Origin of the sequence: Azospirillum argentinense, assembly GCF_000632475.1 — a bacterium.
Lineage (GTDB): Bacteria > Pseudomonadota > Alphaproteobacteria > Azospirillales > Azospirillaceae > Azospirillum > Azospirillum baldaniorum.
The window spans coordinates 1,174,408-1,188,556 of the sequence record NZ_CP007794.1 but is presented as its reverse complement, the minus strand read 5'-3'; the positions used below and the strand labels follow the sequence as shown (position 1 = coordinate 1,188,556).

The 14,149-nt window shown below is 72.1% G+C and carries 13 protein-coding genes; 5 read left to right on the top strand and 8 right to left on the bottom strand.

Annotated features, from left to right (window positions below):
- The first annotated feature begins 73 nt into the window (after window positions 1-73).
- Window positions 74-292, top strand: a complete 219-nt coding sequence (locus ABAZ39_RS19550) for a hypothetical protein (RefSeq protein ID WP_247881659.1) — start codon at window positions 74-76, stop codon at window positions 290-292.
- Here ABAZ39_RS19550 and ABAZ39_RS19545 read toward each other — a convergent pair.
- Complete coding sequence (locus ABAZ39_RS19545; RefSeq protein WP_040134456.1) at window positions 265-1,719, bottom strand: tetratricopeptide repeat-containing glycosyltransferase family protein; 1,455 nt, start codon at window positions 1,717-1,719, stop codon at window positions 265-267. The genes ABAZ39_RS19550 and ABAZ39_RS19545 overlap by 28 nt on opposite strands.
- A gap of 66 nt (window positions 1,720-1,785) precedes the next feature.
- Between ABAZ39_RS19545 and ABAZ39_RS19540 the strand changes: the two genes are divergently transcribed.
- Window positions 1,786-2,118 (top strand): DUF1491 family protein, encoded by a 333-nt coding sequence (locus ABAZ39_RS19540; protein WP_014197577.1) that lies wholly within the window; start codon window positions 1,786-1,788, stop codon window positions 2,116-2,118.
- A gap of 25 nt (window positions 2,119-2,143) precedes the next feature.
- Here the strand turns inward: ABAZ39_RS19540 and ABAZ39_RS19535 are convergent, their stop codons facing one another.
- A complete protein-coding gene (locus ABAZ39_RS19535) occupies window positions 2,144-4,615 on the bottom strand; it encodes an ATP-binding protein (RefSeq protein ID WP_040134455.1) in 2,472 nt (823 codons plus the stop codon).
- 7 nt (window positions 4,616-4,622) lie between these two features.
- Window positions 4,623-6,158 (bottom strand): bifunctional metallophosphatase/5'-nucleotidase, encoded by a 1,536-nt coding sequence (locus ABAZ39_RS19530; RefSeq protein ID WP_040134454.1) that lies wholly within the window; start codon window positions 6,156-6,158, stop codon window positions 4,623-4,625.
- A 441-nt stretch (window positions 6,159-6,599) separates the two neighbouring features.
- On the opposite strand from ABAZ39_RS19530, the gene pdxR reads away from it, so the two are divergent.
- Window positions 6,600-8,045 (top strand): MocR-like pyridoxine biosynthesis transcription factor PdxR, encoded by a 1,446-nt coding sequence (pdxR, locus tag ABAZ39_RS19525; RefSeq protein WP_040134453.1) that lies wholly within the window; start codon window positions 6,600-6,602, stop codon window positions 8,043-8,045.
- A gap of 15 nt (window positions 8,046-8,060) precedes the next feature.
- On the opposite strand, the gene ABAZ39_RS19520 is transcribed toward pdxR, so the two are convergent.
- The gene (locus ABAZ39_RS19520) at window positions 8,061-8,510 is read right to left on the bottom strand and encodes a carboxymuconolactone decarboxylase family protein (protein WP_040134452.1); all 450 of its coding nucleotides are present in this window, start codon (window positions 8,508-8,510) and stop codon (window positions 8,061-8,063) included.
- A 126-nt stretch (window positions 8,511-8,636) separates the two neighbouring features.
- Window positions 8,637-9,236, bottom strand: coding sequence for a TetR/AcrR family transcriptional regulator (locus tag ABAZ39_RS19515; protein ID WP_040134451.1), 600 nt, complete (start codon window positions 9,234-9,236; stop codon window positions 8,637-8,639).
- Window positions 9,237-9,309: 73 nt separating this feature from the next.
- Between ABAZ39_RS19515 and bdcA the strand changes: the two genes are divergently transcribed.
- On the top strand, window positions 9,310-10,023 hold the full coding sequence (gene bdcA / locus ABAZ39_RS19510; RefSeq protein WP_040134450.1) for an SDR family oxidoreductase: 714 nt from the start codon (window positions 9,310-9,312) through the stop codon (window positions 10,021-10,023).
- Between the two features lie 10 nt (window positions 10,024-10,033).
- Here bdcA and bluB read toward each other — a convergent pair whose 3' ends face one another.
- The 3 genes from bluB to cobA are packed head-to-tail and all read right to left on the bottom strand — an operon-like array spanning window position 10,034 to window position 12,835.
- Window positions 10,034-10,693, bottom strand: coding sequence for a 5,6-dimethylbenzimidazole synthase (bluB, locus tag ABAZ39_RS19505; RefSeq protein WP_040134449.1), 660 nt, complete (start codon window positions 10,691-10,693; stop codon window positions 10,034-10,036).
- Window positions 10,690-12,036, bottom strand: coding sequence for a cobyrinic acid a,c-diamide synthase CobB (locus tag ABAZ39_RS19500; protein ID WP_247874833.1), 1,347 nt, complete (start codon window positions 12,034-12,036; stop codon window positions 10,690-10,692). Before ABAZ39_RS19500 ends, bluB begins: the two co-directional genes overlap by 4 nt.
- Window positions 12,029-12,835 (bottom strand): uroporphyrinogen-III C-methyltransferase, encoded by an 807-nt coding sequence (gene cobA / locus ABAZ39_RS19495; RefSeq protein ID WP_051658271.1) that lies wholly within the window; start codon window positions 12,833-12,835, stop codon window positions 12,029-12,031. The genes ABAZ39_RS19500 and cobA overlap by 8 nt, the downstream gene beginning before the upstream one ends.
- Here cobA and ABAZ39_RS19490 point away from each other — a divergent pair.
- Entirely contained in the window at window positions 12,834-13,985 is a 1,152-nt protein-coding gene (locus ABAZ39_RS19490; protein WP_201043547.1) for a cobalt-precorrin-5B (C(1))-methyltransferase, read from the top strand. The two genes, cobA and ABAZ39_RS19490, sit on opposite strands and share 2 nt — an antisense overlap.
- Window positions 13,986-14,149: the final 164 nt, after the last annotated feature.

Sequence of the window (14,149 nt, the reverse complement as noted above, 5' to 3'; positions counted from 1 at the left end):
GCGGTAGAACGGGGGAGGGGAAACGGGATGCAGGCCGGCGGTGGCGCCGCCGGAGGAGGGCTGCTTGGATCGTGTGGAGCAACTTCTGATACCGGTGCTGGGGGCGGCCCTGCTGGGGCACGCGCTGAGCAACGCGCCGCTCCGCTTCGATCCGCCGGACCCGCGGCCCTTCGACGTGGCCACCTTCAACGCCACCCTGCTGGCGGCGGAGATGCCGGCGCTGCCCGTTGCAAGCTCCCGCCCGGCCTGGAGCGGGAATGATCCCTACGACTGCTTCTGCGGCGCCAACTGAGCGGCGGCGAACCGTTCCAGTTCCGTGGCGACGACGCGCAGGACGCTGTCCCAGTCGCCGGGGCGAGGCTGGCGGAACAGGCGCAGCGACGGGTACCAGGGGCTGTCCGCACGGTCGAGCAGCCAGCGCCAATCCGGCGCGTAGGGCAGCAGCAGCCACGCCGGCACGCCGAGCGCCCCCGCCAGATGGATGGTCGCCGTGTCGACCGCGATGACGAGGTCCAGATTCGCCAGGATGGCCGCGCTGTCGGCGAAGTCGCGGATGCCCGCGGTCAGGTCGGGCAGGGCGGCCGGGCGGGCCGCTTTGGCATCGCCGGTCTGCAGGCTGAACAGACGGAGCCCCGGCGTGTCGAGCAGCGGGGCCAGCCGCTCGACGGGGATGGAGCGGTTGCGGTCGTTGCGGTGATTGGGGTTGCCCGCCCAGACGAGGCCGACGCGCGGTCCAAACCCCGTTGCCGTATCGACTTCGGCGATCCGGCGGCCCCAGCGCGCCACCTCGTCTGCCTCGGCGAAAAGGTAGGCGGGAGGGGCGGGAATGCTCGCCAGATCGGTGCCGAAGGCGCGCGGCAGGCTCATCAGCGGGCAGTGGAGATCGTGCGGCGCCGGGGCAGGCCCGCGCACCAGCACCTGAATCTCCGGTCCCAGCGAGCGCAGCAGACGAAACTGCAGCGGGTGCACGTCCAGGATCACCCGACCGCCGGCGCGCGCCACCAGCGGGGCATAGCGGGCGAACTGGATGGTGTCGCCGAACCCCTGCTCGGCGTGCAGCAGGATGCGCCGGCCCTCCAGCGGCTCGCCGGTCCAGGGCGGTGCGGGCAGGCGGCGCGGGCGCCACTCGAACTCGTCCCATCCGGCGCGCAGGTCGCCCCGCACCAACCGGCTAACGGCGCGCGCCAAGTGCGCGTCGGCGTGGTCGGGTCGTGCGGCCAGCAGGGCGTCCAGGCAGGCGTCGGACTCCGCGAAGTGGCGCGCGTCGCGCAGCACGACGCCACGGTTGAGCGCGGTGTCCGGATGGCCGGGCCGCAGCCGCTCCGCGCGCTCCAGCCACGCCAGCGCGGCGGGATGGTCGGCCAGGGTGTGGCGCACCGAACCCAGGTTGGTCAGGGCGTCGGCCAAGGCCGGGTCGAGGGCCAGGGCGCGGGTCAGCGCGGCGTCGGCCCGCTCCGCGTCGCCCAGCACGCGCAGGGCGCCGCCGAGATTCGCCCAGGGCGCCGCCGCGTCGGGGCGGAGCCGCAGCGATCGGGTGATCAGCGCCGCCGCCGCGGCGTGGGCGCCGCGCTGGGCCTCCGCCACGCCGAGCAGATGCAGGGCGTCGGGCTGCGCCGGCTCCACATCCAGCACGACGCGGTAATCCTGCGCCGCCTCGGCGAGGCGCCCGGCCATGTGGTGGTTGACGGCGGCGTCGAGAACGTCCAGGAGTGTCGCCATGCCCGTTGTCTACACCGGGGCCATGCCGAAGGCGAGCCCCCGGACCTTCCCGGAACGAGGATTTCCATGGACGACCGTCTGCCGACGCACCTCTGGGTGATGGCGCACATCCGCGCCGCCGATGCCGAGGGCGTCACGATGATGGTTCTGCGCAAGGGGGACCCCAGCCGCGGCACGGTCATCCTGAAACTGAACCGGCTGGACCGGACCTTCAGCGTGCTGGTCCAGGTGCGCGACGAGGAACGGCTGCGCTGGTCGCGCGGCACCGGCGCCGAACCGGTGGACGAGGCCACCGCCGATGCCTACATCGCCCGCCAGACCCGCTACGACCCCGACGTCTGGGTGATTGAGGTCGAGGACCGCAAGGGCCGTCACTGGTTCGAGGGCGAGGTGCGCTGACCCCGCTCTCTAGAACGATGCCGGCTCACACCAACTCCGCCTTTCCCACCGTTATCCCCGCGGTCGGGGTAACGCGCGGGAAGCGCAGGGTGAAGCGGGTGCCTTCGCCGGGGATGCTCTGCACCGTGATGGTGCCGCGCAGCGTGCCGGTGACGAGATTGTAGACGATGTGCAGCCCCAGCCCGCTGCCCCCGCTGCCGCGGCGGGTGGTGAAGAAGGGGTCGAAGATCTTCGGCAGGATGTCCGACGGGATGCCAAGCCCGTCGTCGGCCACCGTCAGTTCCACCTGATCCTGCGGCAGCAGGCGGGCGGCGATGGTCAGCCGGCCCGGATGGTGCGGCGTGAAGGCGTGGGTCAGCGCGTTGAGGACGAGGTTGGTCAGGATCTGCGACAGCGCGCCGGGATAGCCGTCCAGCTCCAGCTCGTCGGGGCTGTCCACGCCGATGTCCAGACCGGCCACATCCTTGTAAACCGGGCGCAGGCTGCGCAGCAGTTCGCCGATGTAGGTCCTCAGCTCGAACCGGCGGCGCTCGTCGCTCGACTGGTCCACCGCGACCATCTTGAAGCTCTGCACCAGATCGGCGGCGCGCGTGCTGTTGGACAGGATCAGCCGGGCCATCTCCCCGCCGTCGGCCAGGAAGCGCTGGAACTCCGACTTCTTGATGGCCCCGGCGGCGAGTTGGCGGGTCAGCTCCTCGAACTGGAGGGCGAGCTGCGAGGCGCCCGTGATGGTGATGCCGATCGGCGTGTTGACCTCGTGCGCCACCCCGGCGACGAGCTGGCCGAGCGACGCCATCTTCTCCGCCTGGATCAGGCTGGCCTGGGTCTCCTTCAGCTCGCGCAACGCCTGTTCCGCCGCGTCGCGCGACCGGCGCAGCGCCGCCTCCGCCTCGACCTCGCGCGTCACGTCGACGACGATGGACTGGACGGCGGTCTCGCCCTTCCAGTCGATGCGGCGGCTGGTCAGCTCGATCCAGCGCTCCGACCCGTCGAGCCGGCGGGCGCGCAGCCGCCGCCGTTCGCTGGGCAGGCCGGTGGCGACGATGTGCCGGTAGTTGTCCTCGACCAGCGGCCGGTTGTCCTCGGCGATGAAGTCGAGCACCGAGCGCACCCGCAGCGTCCGGTCCAGGCTGCCGCCCAGCATCTGCAGGAAGGCGTCGTTGGCGTAGAGCGGGCGGAAATCGCGGTGGATGATGATGCCCTGGATGGAGCCTTCGACGAGGTCGCGGAAGCGCCGCTCGTTGTCGGCCAGATCCATCTGGCGCCGGTCGATCTCGTCGATGAAGTAGCGGATTGAGGCGGCGATGTCGGTGATCTCGTCGTTGCCTTCCACCGGCACCGTCGCGTCGCTGCCGGACAGGCGGGCCAGCACCGCGCCGTTCAGCGCGACCAGCCGCGAGGTCAGGAAGCGCCGGAAGAAGAGATGGACCAGGATCGCCAGCAGGATGGAGGCGCCGCCCAGCACCATCACCAGGCGCGAGCGCTCCTGGATCATCGCCGCCAGATCGCCGGTGCGGTCGGTGGACTGGTCGTGGATGGCGTCGAACAGGGCCAGGGTGAAGCGGTCCACCGTCTCCACCAGGACGCGCGACTGGCCGGACAGCGCCTGGGCGCGGTTGCGCGCCTGCAGCCGTTCGGCGGAGCTGTCGAACAGCGCCCCCGGCGCCACCAGGATCGTGGCGAGATCGGCCCGGATGCGCTCCATGGCGGAGCCCTCCGGCTCTGGCGTGGCGGCCGCCAGCCGGCCCAACTCGGCCAGCGTGTTCTCCGCGTTGCGGCGCTCGACCCGCAGCCGGTTCAGATGGTCGGTCTGCATCGCCCCGGCGGCCCGCGCCATCAGCGCCCCCGCCCGCACCGCCCAGGCGCCCAGCATCCCGCCCCCGCCGGGTGCCGACACGGCCGGACCGGTTCCGGGCTCCGCCCCCGGCAGACGTTCCAGCGCGTCGGCGAGCTGGGCCAGCGCGCGGATCGCCTCCGCCTGACGGGCGCCGGCCTCGATCTGCCGCCCGACCTCGGCGTTCAGGTCGGCCACCGTCGCCGCCAGGATCAGCAGGGTGGACTGGGCCTGTTCCAGAAGCCGCAGCTCGTCGCTTTCGCCATCGCCGCCCGGCTCCCCTTGCTGGTGGAGGTCGCGCATGCGCTCCACCAGCTTCCTCAGGAACTCCAGTTCGCTGATGAGTTCGTCGTAGATGGCCCGGCGCTGCGGGGTGGTGGCCGCTCCCGCCAGGACGGGAAGGCGGGCGACCAGCTTCTGGAGCGAGCCGCGCAGCTCCGCGCTGGTGATGACCTTCGGCAGGGTGGTGGTGGACAGCACCGACACCTCCCCCCGGAACAGCTGGAAGGAGGACAGCGACACGACGCCGACCAGCAGGACCAGCATTGTCATGATGGTCAGGCCGATGGAGATGCGCAGCACGATGCCGACGCGCGCCCCACGGCGTCGGCGCAGGGGCGCGGCGGCATCGGTGCGGTCGGTGGAAGGCGGCGTGGCGTCCATTCCGCGGCTACCGCTGGACCGTCAGGCGGCCGTCGAGCCGCGGCGCGAAGCTGCCCGTGCGGGCGATCCGGCTGGCCAGGATGGTCGAGACGAAATCGGCGTCCCGGTCGTCCACCAGCCGCGGGGCGGTGGACAGCATCGCATAGCCGTCCCCGCCGTTGGCGAGGTAGCTGCCGGTGGCGAGCCGGAAACGGGCCATCGGCTCCACCGGCTTGCCGCCCACCGTCAGCGCCACCACCCGCTGGCCGGGCGGGCGCGACGCGTCGACGGTGACGCGGGCGTTGGACAGGTGCGGGAAGCGGCCCTGCAACTGCCCGATCCCGGAGAAGCCGAACTCCAGCGCGTCGCGGAGCTGCTGCCCGGTGACCTCGATCAGCACGGCGGTGTCGTGGAAGGGGAATTCGGTCTGGATGTCCCGGCGCGTCCACACCGTGCCCGCCGCGTAGGCGCGGTCGCCGCGGAAGGAGCCGCCGTTGATCAGCGCCACGTCTGCCTCCATCGCCTCGCGCAGCGAATCGGCGACGGTGTTGGCGAAGGCGTTCTCGCTGGCGCGCACCGCCTCGCGCCGCGTGTCGATGGCGGCATCCAGCCGGCCCACCTGCATGCCCAGCATGCTGTCCAGCCGCGCGCGGTAGGCCTTGGCCTGGGCGTCGAGGGCGGGGTCGGGAAGAACGGTGGCGGTGTCGATGGCGCGCACGCCGCTGCTCCACACGGTGCGCGTGGCGTCGCCCTTGGTCACCGTCTCGGCGGTGATGTCCAGGGCCAGCACCCAGGCGGCCTGCGGCTCGACCGTCGCGTTCAGGGTCTTGCCGTCGTAATCCACGGCGACCACCCGCCCGCGGTCCTGGTAGAGCACGATGTCGGCGGCGCCGGAGGCGATCACCTCGCGGTGGGTGCCGCCGGAATCGCCGGTCAGCGCCACCACCAGATCGGCGCCGGCGTTGCGCAGGTCCTTCGCCTTCTGGGCCAGCACCGGACCCGGCGGCAGGAAGTCGGTGCGCGGCGAGCGGGTGATCTCCCCGGTACGCGCCGGCGTTGCGGCCAGCACCCCGACGCGCACTGGCCCGGCGTTGAGCATCGCCCGGTCCTCCAGCCCGTCCAGCGGCTTGCCCGTCTGGCGGTCCACCGCGTTGGAGACGACCATGGGGAAGCTCGCCTCGAAGGCGCGGGTCATCAGCACGTCGTCGCCGTGATGGAATTCCCGGTTCAGCGCCGCCATGGCGTCGATGCCGACCCCGTTCAGCAGGTCGATGACGTGCGCCCCCTGGTCGTAGAAGGACAGGACGGAGGGGGCGAGCGCCTGCCCGCCGTGCAGAACCAGCACGGTGCCGCCCGCCGCCCGTTCCTGGCGGACCAGCGTGGCGAGCCGGGCGATGCCGCCGCGTCCCTGCACGTCCTCCAGCTCGGTCGTGCTGTGGGCGTAGAGGATGGTGAAGCGGGTGGGGTCCGCCCACGCGGGTCCGCCGGCCAAAATCCCGCTGGTCAGAATCCCGAAAACCAGCGCGACCACCGGGCGCAGCCAGACGCCCCTGCCGAATCCCATGCCGTCGTTCCCCATCCAGTGCCCGCACGGCCGTTGCCGCTGCGGGCCGCACCCCCAGTTCCGCGCCGGATTATGCGCGTTCGCGCGTCGGTGGTGAAGCTGTACCGAGGATGACAAATCGCCCCTGTTCCGCGACGGGACGGTACCCGGACGCCGCGGTGGAATGGAAATGCCAAAAGGCCATAGTATTTACAGGGAATTGTCGGCCTATGCGGGTGCTGCACCGCACCCATTCCAGATTGGTAATACCAGTTCGAAAGGGGTGCCCCTATTCTCCGCCAGCCCATTCTCGGGGCGTTTCCTCCCTAGACTCAAGGCCGGAGCGATTGCTCCGGCCTTTTTTTCGTCCGCGATGCGCCGGACGCCGAGAGTCGTCCGGCGGGAAATCGGGAAGGCTTGCGGTGGATTGCGGACGGTCAGGGTTGCGGTATCCTGCGGCCCATGCCCGCCCTGCCGCCTCCGGAAACTCTGGACATCGCCCTCAGTCGGACCGCGAAGGTTCCGCTGTCCGCACAAATCCACGCCGCCTTGCGCGACGCCATCCGCGATGGCCGGCTGGCCGGAGGGGCGCGGTTGCCGTCCTGGCGGGATCTGGCCGTGCAGCTCGGGGTGTCCCGCGGCACGGTGCGCGACGCCTATGAGCGGTTGATCGACGAACAGCTCGCGGTCGGCCTGGGCGCCGCGGGGACGCGGGTCGCCGAGGGGGCCATGGCGGGGCCGTCCCCCGACGGGCCGGTCAAGGCCCCGTCGGTCCTGGAGCTGTTCTCCAGTGTCGAGCGGGCGCCGCTGCCCTTCCAGATGGGCGTGCCGGCGCAAGACGCCTTCCCCTTCACCCTGTGGTCCCGGATCGTCGGGCGGGCGGCGCGGGCCGCGGCGGCGGCCCCCGTCGGCTATCCCGATCCTCGCGGCCATCCCGATCTGCGGCGCGAGATCGCCGCCGTGCTGGCCATCGCCCGCGGCATCCGCTGCACGCCGGAGCAGATTTTCGTCACGGCCGGCTATTCCGGCGCGCTCGGCCTGGTGATTCGGGCCTTGCGGCTGGATGGCGCCACCGCCTGGATGGAGGAGCCCGGCTTTCCTCTGACCCGCCGCGCCCTTCACCTCGCCGGCATGACCGTGGTGCCCGTGCCGGCGGACGCCGCCGGGATCGACGTGGATGCGGGACTCGCACGGGCGCCGGCGGCGGGCTTGGCCGTGGTGACGCCGGGCCAGCAGGCGCCGCTCGGTGTGACCATGACGTTGCAACGCCGCCTCGCCTTGCTGGACTGGGCGTCGCGGGCCGGGTCGTGGATCATCGAGGACGACTATCTCAGCGAACTGCAACTGAAGGGCCGGGCCGCTCCGGCGCTGGCCTCCCTCGACCGGGATGGGCGGGTGCTGCACGCCGGCACCTTCAGCAAGACGATCACCCCGGCGCTGCGGCTCGGCTTCCTGATGGTGCCGCCGGGGCTGGCCGGCCTGTTCGGCGAGGTCGCCGCCTGCCTGTGCCCGGCCCCGACGGCGGCGATGCAGCGGGCGGTCGCCGACTTCATGGCGGGCGGGCATTATTTCCGGCACCTGCGCCGGATGAAGCGGCTCTACGCCGTCCGCCAGCAGGCGCTTCTGGCCGCCATGCGCGACACCGCGGGGGTGGGGTCGCCGATGGCCGTGGAGGCGTCGGGAAGCCTGTCGGTCCGGCTGGTCCTGCCACCGGGCAGCCGCGACATCGCCATCGCCGCGGCGGCGCAGGCGGACGGCCTCGCTCCGGTGCCGCTGTCGCCCTGGTACGCCGATGGCTCGGAAGCCGCTCGTCCCCGCGGCCTGCTGCTGGGCATCACCAACATCCTGGAACGGCGCCTGTCCGACGACTGCCGCCGGTTGGCCGAACTGGTGTCCCGGCATGGATGACGCAGCGGACCGCGCTCAGCGCGCCGCAGAGGGAACCGTGCGGAAGCTGATGGCGAGGCGGTTGTAGAGGTTCATCAGGCCGATGGCGATCGTCAGGTCGGCCACCTCCTTCTCGGAGAACTGAGCCGACACCGCCTGGAACTCCGCGTCCGGGACGGCGGTTTCGGCCACCCGCGTCACCGTCTCCGCCCAGCGCAGCGCGGCCCGCTCGCGGTCGGTGAACAGCGCTTCGGCCTCGTGCCAGACCGGCACCAGCACCAGCTTGTCGATGGTGACGCCGTTCTTCAGAAGATCGCGGCTGTGCAGGTCGATGCAATAGGCGCAGCCGTTGATTTGCGAAACGCGCAGATACACGAGGTCGATCAGCGTGACCGGAAGCCCGCACTGGCCGATGTAGCCATGCGCGCCGGCGAGGGCCTTCATGCCGGCGGGGGTGGTGGCGTGGTAGTCGAGACGCGGGGACATGGCGGTTGGTCCTCAATGGGGATGCGGGAAGTTCCCGGCTGCCGCTGATCCTGCATCGCCCGCCGGTCAGCCGTAAGGACCAAGACGTGACGGAAATCCTGTACCATCCTCCGCAGGGGGGACTGGTCAGGCGCCCGCCAACTCGCGGCGGAAGGCGCGGTCCATCATGGCGGCCACCCGCTCCAGCCTGTCCCGGTCCGCGCCGTCGCGGGCGGCGGCCGACATCCCCATCATCGCGACCACCACCAAGTCGGCCAGCGCGTCGGCGCGGTCCGGCGCTTCGGCGGCGATGAAGTCGCGAACCGCGGCGCGGCCTTCCCGTTTGGCCGCGTCGGCCAGGGCCTGAGCCTCGGGGTCGGCGCTGTTGCGCGCGCCGTCGAGCACGAGGCAGCCCGCCGTCCCATTCTGGCCAGGATAGAGCGCCGCGGCGAGCGCCAGCGTCCGTCCGATCACCGTCGCCACGTCGCCGCCCTCCGCCAGAGCCCGCGCGAAGATGTTCGCCTCGCCCGCCGCGTAGCGTCGCAGCGCCCGTTCGAACAGCCCGGCCTTGCTGCCGAAGGCGGCGTAGAAGCTCGGCGGCTTGATGCCCAGTTCGGCGCCCAGCTCGGCCACGCCGACCGCGTCGTAACCGCGGGCGTGGAACAGCCGCATCGCCGTCTCCACCGCCTCGTCCACGTCGAAGGAACGCCGCCGTCCACGCGGCTCCGATCTTTTTGTAGCGGTCACTATAAAAAATCCTTGCGCGATGCCCTGGAGAGATTTTATATAGCGGTCACTACATTAATTCAAGGAACCGATCATGAGCGACTTCGCGGGCAAGAACATCCTGGTACTGGGCGGCAGCCGGGGCATCGGCAAGGCCATCGTCCAGCGTTTCGCGGCGGGCGGCGGGCAGGTCGCCTTCACCTACGCCGGCTCGGCGGAGGCCGCCGCGGCGCTGGCCGCCGAGACCGGGTCCGAGGCGATCCGCACCGACAGCGCGGACCGCGACGCGGTGATCGCCACGGTGGCCGGGCGGGGCGCGCTGGACGTGCTGGTCGTCAACGCCGGGGTTGCCATGATCGGCGATCCGCTGACCTTCGACCCCGACGAGGTTGACCGCATGATCGACATCAACGTGCGCGGGCCCTACCACGCCGCGGTCGAGGCGGCGCGCCACATGACCGGGCCGGGGCGCATCATCGTCATCGGGTCGGTCAACGGCGACCGGATGCCCTTCGCGGGCGGGGCGGCCTACGCGCTCACCAAGGCGGCGGTCCAGGGAATGGTGCGTGGTCTGGCGCGCGACTTCGGCGACCGCGGGATCACCGTCAACGCCATCCAGCCGGGGCCGACCGACAGCGACATGAATCCGGCCGACGGCCCGATGGCCGCGGCCATGCACGGCTTCATGGCGATCAAGCGCCACGCCCACGCCAGCGAGGTCGCCGAACTGACCGCTTTCGTCGCCGGCCCGCACGGCGCGATGATCACCGGCTCGTTCCAAACCATCGATGGCGGTTTCGGGGCCTGACGACCGCCGGTTACGTCGTCCCGCCCCAGCGGTCGCGGAAGACGAGGTCCTCAAGGGGGAGCCGGCTGCGCCAGCCGGCTTTCTCCAGTTCCGGCGTCTCGTGGAAGTGGGAGACGTAGCCGAGGCAGAGATAGGCCACCGGGACGATCCGCTCCGGAATGCCCAGCGCCTCGCGCAGCTTGTCCTCGTGCAGAATGCTGACCCAGCCGACGCCCAGCCCTTCCGCCCGGGCGGCCAGCCAGAGATTCTGCACCGCGCAGACGCAGGAGTAGAGGTCCATGGTCGGAATGTGCGTCCGACCCAGCACCACCGGGCCGGAGCGCTCCCGGTCGCAGGTGATGCACAGGTTGACCGGCGCCTCGCGGATGCCTTCCAGCTTCAGGCGGCTGTAGAGCGCCTTGCGCTCCCCGGTGAAGAGGGCGGCGGCCTCCTCGTTGGCCTGGGAGAAATCGGCGTGCACGCGGGCCTTCACCGCCGGGTCCTGGACGACGATGAAGTTCCAGGGCTGCATGAAGCCGACCGACGGCGCGTGGTGCGCGGCGGTCAGCACGCGGGTCAGCACCTCCTCCGGCACCGGGTCGGGGACGAACTGCCCGCGCACGTCGCGGCGCGAGAAGATCGCCTTGTAGAGCGCGTCGCGCTCCTCCGGTGCGAAGGCGTGGTCGCTCATCGGTCTGCCGCTATGACGTGGAAGAACGAGGCGAAGACGCTGCCGCGCCGCCCACCGAGTGGGCCGAGGTCCGACCCGTCCGCCGCCGTGGCGGTGACCAGCGGCTCGTCGGCGCCGCGGTCGAGGATCGAGGCGTAGTGGAACTCGTGCCCGCGCAGCGCGGTGCCCGCCCGGCCCAGCGGCGTGTCGCCGAGCAGGACGGCGCGGCGGTATCCCAGATGCAGCTTGCGCTTGGCGAAGGAGGTCCGCACCCCGAGCAGTCCAAGCATCGGGTGGGTGGTGCCCGCCGCGTCTTCCAGCGACTCGCCCAGCGTCATGTAGCCGCCGCACTCGCCGTAGACCGGGCGCCCGAGGGTGGCGGCGCGGTGCATGCCGTCGCGGAAGCGTCCGGCGGCGGCGAGTCGTCCGGCGTGCAGTTCGGGATAGCCGCCGGGCAGATAGACGGCGTCTGCGTCGTCGGGCGGCGCCTCGTCGGCCAGGGGCGAGAAGTGCGTCACCTCGGCGCCCGCCGCGCGCCAGCCCTCCAGCAGATGCGGGTAGACGAAGGTGAAGGCGGCGTCGCGCGCGATGGCGATGCGCTGGCCCAGCGGCGGCAGGGCGGGCGCGAAACTCCCCTCCGGCGCGCGGGAGGGGGTTGCGAGCGCCGCCACCCGGTCGAGGTCGACATGCTGCGCGATGAAGCGGCCGAGCGCCGCCAGACGCTCCTGAAGGTCCGCCGTCTCCTCCGCCTGGATCAGGCCGAGATGGCGTTCGGGCAGGATCACGTCGGGGGTGCGGGGAAGCGAACCGAGGACGGGGATGCCCAGCGCCTCGATGGCGCCACCGGCCAAGGCGAGGTGGCGCGGGCTGGCGATGTTGTTCAGGATCACCCCGCCGACCCGCACATCGTCGCGGTAGGTGGCGAAGCCCTTGACCAGGGCGGCGGCGGACTGCGACTGGCCCTTGGCGTTGACCACCAGGATCACCGGCCAGCCGGTGCGCGCGGCCAGTTCCGACGTGGCCCCGGTGCCGGTCGCCCCGACGCCCGCCACCCCGTCGAACAGGCCCATCAGCGCCTCGCAGACCAGCAGGTCGGTGCCCTCCCCGGCGCGGCGGGCCAGCGAGTCCAGCAGGTCCGGCCCCATCGCCCAGTTGTCGAGGTTGACGCTGGGCCGCCCGGTCGCCGCCTGATGGAAGGCCGGGTCGATGTAGTCCGGCCCCGCCTTCACCGCGCCGACGCGCAGGCCGCGCGCCTTCAGGGCGACCAGCAGCCCCAGCGTGACGGTGGTCTTGCCGGTGCCCGACGCCGGCGCCCCGACGATCAGCCCGCGCGGCGCGGCCTCAGACATGGTGGGCTCAGCCATGGGGAGGCTCCTTGGGCAGCCAGTCGAGCACGGGGCGCAGCCGCACCACCTCGCCGATCACGATGATGGCCGGGGGCTCCATCCCGCTGGCCTCCAGATCGGCGACGCAGGCGCCGAGCGAGGTCACCAGCACGCGCTGCCGCTCGGTCGTCGCGTCGGTCACCACCCCGACCGGCGTGTCGGCGGACCGCCCGCCCTCCATCAGCGCCGCCGCGATGCCGGGCAGGCCCTTCCAGGCCATGTAGAGGATCAGCGGCGCGCCCGTCGCGGCCAGCGCCTTCCAGTCCGGCCCACCCGCGCAGGAATGGCCGGTCGCCAGGATCACCGCCTGGTTGGCCGTGCGGTGGGTGGCCGGGATGCCGGCGTAGGCCGGACCGGCGATGCCCGCCGTGATGCCGGGGATGATGCGGAAGGGGATGCCCCGCTCGGCCAGTGCCTGGGCCTCCTCGCCGCCGCGCCCGAAGACGAAGGGGTCGCCGCCCTTCAGCCGCAGCACGCGGTGCCCCTCGCGCGCCAGCTCGATCAGGCGGTTGGTGATGTCGTCCTGGTGGGCGGAGGGCTTGCCACCGCGCTTGCCGGCGAACTCCAGCCTTGCCGAGGGCGCCGCCAGCGCCATGATCCGTTCACCGACCAGCGCGTCATGGACGATCACGTCGGCTTGCCTTAGACCTTGCAGGGCCAGCAGGGTCAGCAGGCCGGGATCGCCGGGACCGGCCCCCGCCAGCCACACGCTGCCGGGCCGGAAGTCGGCCAGTTCCAGAGGAAGAGAAAGGGAGTCGGGCGACGGCTCTGCGGTCATGGACGAGCACTCAGCGACGGAAAACGGTGTGGACGGCGGAGAGGGGAACGGCGACGGAAGCGGCGACGGCAAGGCGCTGCGGCGGGGCTGGACGACGGGCGCCTGCGCCACCGCCGCCGCGCGGGCGGCCTGCGGGGCGCTGTTCTCCGGCGACTTCCCCGATCCGGTGACGGTAACCCTGCCCGGCGGCCAGACGCCAGCCTTCGCGCTCGCCTGGACGGAGCGTGGCGAGGGCTGGGCGGCGGCGGGGGTGGTGAAGGACGCCGGCGACGACCCGGACGTCACCCACGGCGCGCTGATCCGCGCCCGCGTCAGCCGCGCCGAGCCGGGCCAGGGCGTCGTCTTCCGCGCGGGGGAGGGGGTGGGCATGGTGACCCGCCCCGGCCTGCCGGTCCCGGTCGGCGAACCGGCCATCAACCCGGTGCCCCGTGCGATGATCCGCCAAGCGGTCGCGGAGGCCGCGGCGCTGGCCGGCGAGGCCCCCGACGTCGTTGTCGAGGTCTCGGTGGAGAACGGGGAGGCGCTGGCCCGCCGCACCATGAACCCGCGGCTGGGCATCCTCGGCGGCCTGTCGATCCTGGGGACGACGGGGATCGTCGTGCCCTATTCCTGTGCTGCCTGGATCGCCTCCATCCAGCGCGGCGTCGATGTGGCACGGGCGGCCGGGCTGGACCACGTCGCGGCCTGCACCGGCGACACCTCGGAAAAGGCGGTGGTCGCGCGCTACGGCCTGCCGGAGCACGCGCTGCTCGACATGGGGGATTTCGCAGGCGGCACGCTGAAGTACCTGCGCCGCCACCCGATCCCGCGCCTGACCCTGTGCGGCGGCTTCGCCAAGTTCGGCAAGCTGGCGCGCGGCCTGCTTGATCTGCATTCCAAGCGCGGCAGCGTCGATCTCGACTGGCTGGCCGACCGCATGGCCGAACTGGGCGCTGCTCCCGACACCGTGGCCGAGGCCCGCGCCGCCAACACCGCCGCGCAGGTCCTGGGCATCGCCGGAGGCGCCGGCCTGCCGCTGGCCGACCGCGTGGCGGCGTTGGCGCAACGCACGGCGCTTGAGACGCTTGACGGCGCCCCCGTGGCGGTCGAGGTGCTGGTCACCGACCGCCAGGGCAACATCGTCGGAACGTCCGGCTGGAGCGCCCTTTAGTTCCCTCTCCCCTCTGGGGAGAGGGTTAGGGTGAGGGGGTTCAGGGGGGACCGGAACGTTCGGCAACCGCCGGACCCCCTCACCCCGCCCCTCTCCCCGCTTTCGGCGGACCGAAGGTCCGCCTGCCGCGTCAGCGCAAACTTCGTTTGCGCGTAAGCGGAGGG